Annotated in this window: 3 protein-coding genes and 1 pseudogene; all 4 read left to right on the top strand. The window is 73.1% G+C overall.

Features of this window, described 5'->3' with window-relative positions; translation table 11 throughout:
- On the top strand, positions 1–512 hold a 512-nt coding region (locus tag BZY54_RS47960), incomplete at its 5' end, for an NAD(P)H-dependent oxidoreductase (RefSeq protein ID WP_107420024.1).
- Positions 513–591: 79 nt separating this feature from the next.
- The gene (locus BZY54_RS47965) at positions 592–1,152 is read left to right on the top strand and encodes a flavoprotein (protein WP_086731533.1); all 561 of its coding nucleotides are present in this window, start codon (positions 592–594) and stop codon (positions 1,150–1,152) included.
- A gap of 97 nt (positions 1,153–1,249) precedes the next feature.
- On the top strand, positions 1,250–2,218 hold the full coding sequence (locus BZY54_RS47970) for an aldo/keto reductase (protein WP_086731534.1): 969 nt from the start codon (positions 1,250–1,252) through the stop codon (positions 2,216–2,218).
- A gap of 241 nt (positions 2,219–2,459) precedes the next feature.
- Positions 2,460–3,728, top strand: a pseudogene (locus BZY54_RS54415) (ricin-type beta-trefoil lectin domain protein); the annotation flags it as partial.

The following is a 3,728-nucleotide window of genomic DNA, read 5'->3' on the forward strand; positions in this document are numbered from 1 at the left end:
CCACCCTGGGCCGCAGGGTGGAGCGCCAGGGCTTCGTGCCCCCCTCGAAGGTGCCCGCGCTCGTCGACGGCCCCGCCGAGCAGCACGAGTGGGACCTGACCCTGCCCCTGATCGACGAGCTGCGCCGCGCGCACACGGTGCTGCTCGGGGTCCCGATGTACAACTTCTCGGTGCCCGCGTCCCTGAAGGCGTGGATCGACCGGGTGACCTTCCCCGGGGCGTTCGCCGACCCGGACACCGGCGAGAGCCTGCTGGGCGACACCCGCGTGGTCGCGGTCATGGCCCGCGGAGGCGGCTACGGCCCCGGCACCCCGCGGGAGTCCTTCGACTTCCAGACGCCGTACCTGAAGGCGTACTTCGGCAACCTGGGCGTCGCGCCGGACCACCTCCATCTGATCGCCGCCGAACTGACCCGCGTCGACGTCCTGCCGCACCTGGCCGGCCTGGAACACCTGGCGCGGGAGTCGCTCACCGCGGCCCGGGAACAGGTCCTGGCACTGGCCGCCGTCTGAGCCTCCGTGGCCGCGGGCGGCCCGCCCCGGCCACCGCCCGGGCCCGTGCGGCCGCGGGCGGTTGAGTAGGGTCGGCCGGGTGACCGAACACGCCGGGGCACCACCGAAGAGACCCTTCCTCTACGTCGTCGTCTGCGCGGCCGGGATCGCCTCCGGCGTCGGGCGGCTGATCGCCGCGGCGCAGGCGCGGGGCTGGGAGGTCGGTGTCATCGCGACGCCGGTCGCCATGGGCGGCTTCTTCGACACCGCCGAAGTGGAGCGGCGCACCGGCCGCACCATACGGTCCGCCTGGCGCACCCCCGGCGATCCCCGCCCGTTCCCGCCGCCCGACGCCGTGGCCGTCGCGCCCGCCACCTTCAACACGATCAACAAGTGGGCCGCCGGGACCGCCGACACCCTCGCCCTGGCCACCCTGTGCGAGACCTACGGACTCGGCGTCCCGGTCGCCGTCCTGCCCTGCGTGGCCGACACGCTGGCCGCCCACCCCGCCTACCGGCAGAGCCTGGTCAGCCTGCGCGCCATGGGCGTCCGCTTCGGCGACCCCCACTCCGGCGAACCGGAGGACGGCGGCGGCCGGCAGGACTTCGCCTGGGAGCGGGCGCTGGACCTGCTCGACCCGCTGCCGCCGTCCGCGGGATGAGGACCGACCGAGTTCGGCATGCGGCACCGTCCGCCTTCGTGATCGACGACGGCCTACGCTCTCGTGGAGAACCTTCCCGAAGGCAGGAGCAGCAACGATGCAGTATGTGAAGCTCGGTTCGACGGGCCTGGAAGTGTCGCGGATCTGTCTGGGCTGCATGACCTACGGCGTGCCCGACCGGGGCAATCACGAGTGGACCCTCGACGAGGAGGCGTCCCGGCCGCTGATCCGGCAGGCCCTGGAGGCCGGGATCACCTTCTTCGACACGGCCAACGTCTACTCCGACGGCACCAGCGAGGAGATCGTCGGCAGGGCGCTGCGCGACTTCGCCCGCCGCGACGACATCGTGCTCGCCACCAAGGTGCACGGGCGGATGCGACCGGGCCCCAACGGCGGCGGACTGTCCCGCAAGGCGATCATGACCGAGATCGACCACAGTCTGAGCCGTCTCGGCACCGACTACGTCGACCTGTACCAGATCCACCGCTGGGACCCGCACACGCCCGTCGAGGAGACCATGGAGGCGCTGCACGACCTGGTCCGGGCGGGCAAGGTGCGCTACATCGGGGCGAGTTCGATGTACGCCTGGCAGTTCTCCAAGGCCCAGTACACGGCCCGGCTGCACGGCTGGACCCGCTTCGTCTCCATGCAGAACCACTACAACCTCCTCTACCGCGAGGAGGAGCGCGAGATGCTGCCCCTGTGCGCGGACCAGGGCGTCGGAGTGCTGCCCTGGAGCCCGCTCGCGCGCGGCCGTCTCACCCGGGACTGGGACACCACCACGGACCGCAGCGCCGGCGACGTCTTCGGCAGCCGCCTCTACCCGGAGGGCGACCGCACCATCGTCGAGGCCGTCACGCGCATCGCGCAGGAGCGCGGTGTCCCGCGCGCCCAGGTGGCCCTCACCTGGCTGCTGCACCAGGACACGGTGACGGCGCCGATCGTCGGCGCGTCCAAGCCGCAGCACCTCCAGGACGCGGTGGCCGCCGTCGAACTGGAGCTGAGCGACAAGGAGATCGAGGAACTCCAGCGGCCCTACACCCCGCACGCGATCAGCGGCCACTGACCCACGGTGCCCGTGGCGGGTCCGGCGATGCGCAAAGGCATCCCGGACCTCCCGCGGGCCACGGAATCGGAGCCGAAATCCGGCCCGTAATCGCTTGCTCCCAGTGAATTGACAAATCGTCAACAGAGCGGATTCCAGGGCCATTCGCGCAAGAATGTGTGATCCCTTGTTGCTCCGCGCTGACCTGTGCAAAGGTGTGGCTTGTCGGCGTGCGGACAATAGGCCCGGAGGAATACCAGCCGTGAAAGACCCAGGCCTTTCCCATTCCCCCGAACCGTCCCGTCCGTTCGACGCGACGGACCAGCAGCTGAGCACCGAACTGAGCAAGTGGACCGGCGCCACGCCGGCGCTCCGCCCCGTCGGTGAACTGCTCGACCGGCACTGGGAAGCGGGCTTCGCCTACGCCCGGCTGTGCACCGACGGCCCGCACCCCGCGGGCATGCTGACCACCGCCTCCTTCACTCGCCTGTTCGGGCAGACACTGCGTCAGTCCGGGCCGACGGCCGCCTGGCGGCCCCAACTCCTGGTGACCGTACGACGTATCGCCGCGGAGTGGAGCACCGACCACCGGCGGGACATGCTGCACCCGGACCTCAGGACCGCCGGCTCGGACGATCGGGTCGCCGCCCGCCTGCTGCCGCCCCCCGACCGGTGCCTGCTCTCCCAGGCCTTCCAGCGGCTGCCCCAGACGCCCCGCGCCCTGCTGTGGCACGCCGAGGTCGAGGCCGAACCCCTCGCCGCCCCGGCCCGGCTGCTCGGTCTCGACAAGGAGGACGCGCGTGTCGGAGTCCGGCGGGCCAGGGAGCGGCTGCGCGAAGAGTGCCTCCAGGTCCACCGGGACGTCGCCCCAGAACAGGACTGCCTGCGCTACTTCCGGCTGCTGGACGTGACCTGCCGGCGCGGCGGCGTCGACGCCGACCCTGATCTGCGCGAGCACCTGGCCGGGTGCACCCACTGCCGCTACACCGGCGACCAGTTGTCGCGGTTCAACGTCGACCTGGGCACGGCGCTCGCCGAAGGCGTCCTCGGCTGGGGCGCGCGGCAGTACCGGTACGACCGTGTCGCGGGAGCCGTGTCGGCCGCCGAGGACGGGTCACCCGCCCAGGACGGGGCACCCGCACCCCCGCCGTCCGGGGCGTTCGTCGGCGGTGAGGCCTTCACGGCCCCTCCGCCCCGGGCGCCGGCCGGAGGCGAGACGTTCGACGCGGCCGGCGAACCGGGCGCGGACCCCGCGGGAGGCGACGGCTTCGGCACCACCTCGTCCGGCGGGCCCGCCCTGGACGAGCCGGACGTGTTCGCGCCGTTCGACCGGGCCCGTCGCGCGGCCCGCCGCACCGCGGGCACCCGCATCCCCAACACCGCTTCCGGCGCCCGGCGACCGGCGGCCCGGCCGGTGCCGGACCCGCGGGCGGCCCCGCAGCCGGTACCGGTGCCCGGACGCCGCGCCGCCGCCCGCCGGTCGGCGCACCGGGCGGCCCGCCGTGCCGTCCGCCACCGCAACCTCGCCATT

Origin of the sequence: Streptomyces carpinensis (assembly GCF_002154505.1) — a bacterium.
Classification (GTDB): domain Bacteria; phylum Actinomycetota; class Actinomycetes; order Streptomycetales; family Streptomycetaceae; genus Streptomyces; species Streptomyces carpinensis.

Excerpts from the sequence above, each read along its gene's own strand:
- BZY54_RS47970 (WP_086731534.1), top strand. The coding sequence starts at position 1,250 with ATGCAGTATGTGAAGCTCGGTTCGACGGGCCTGGAAGTGTCGCGGATC.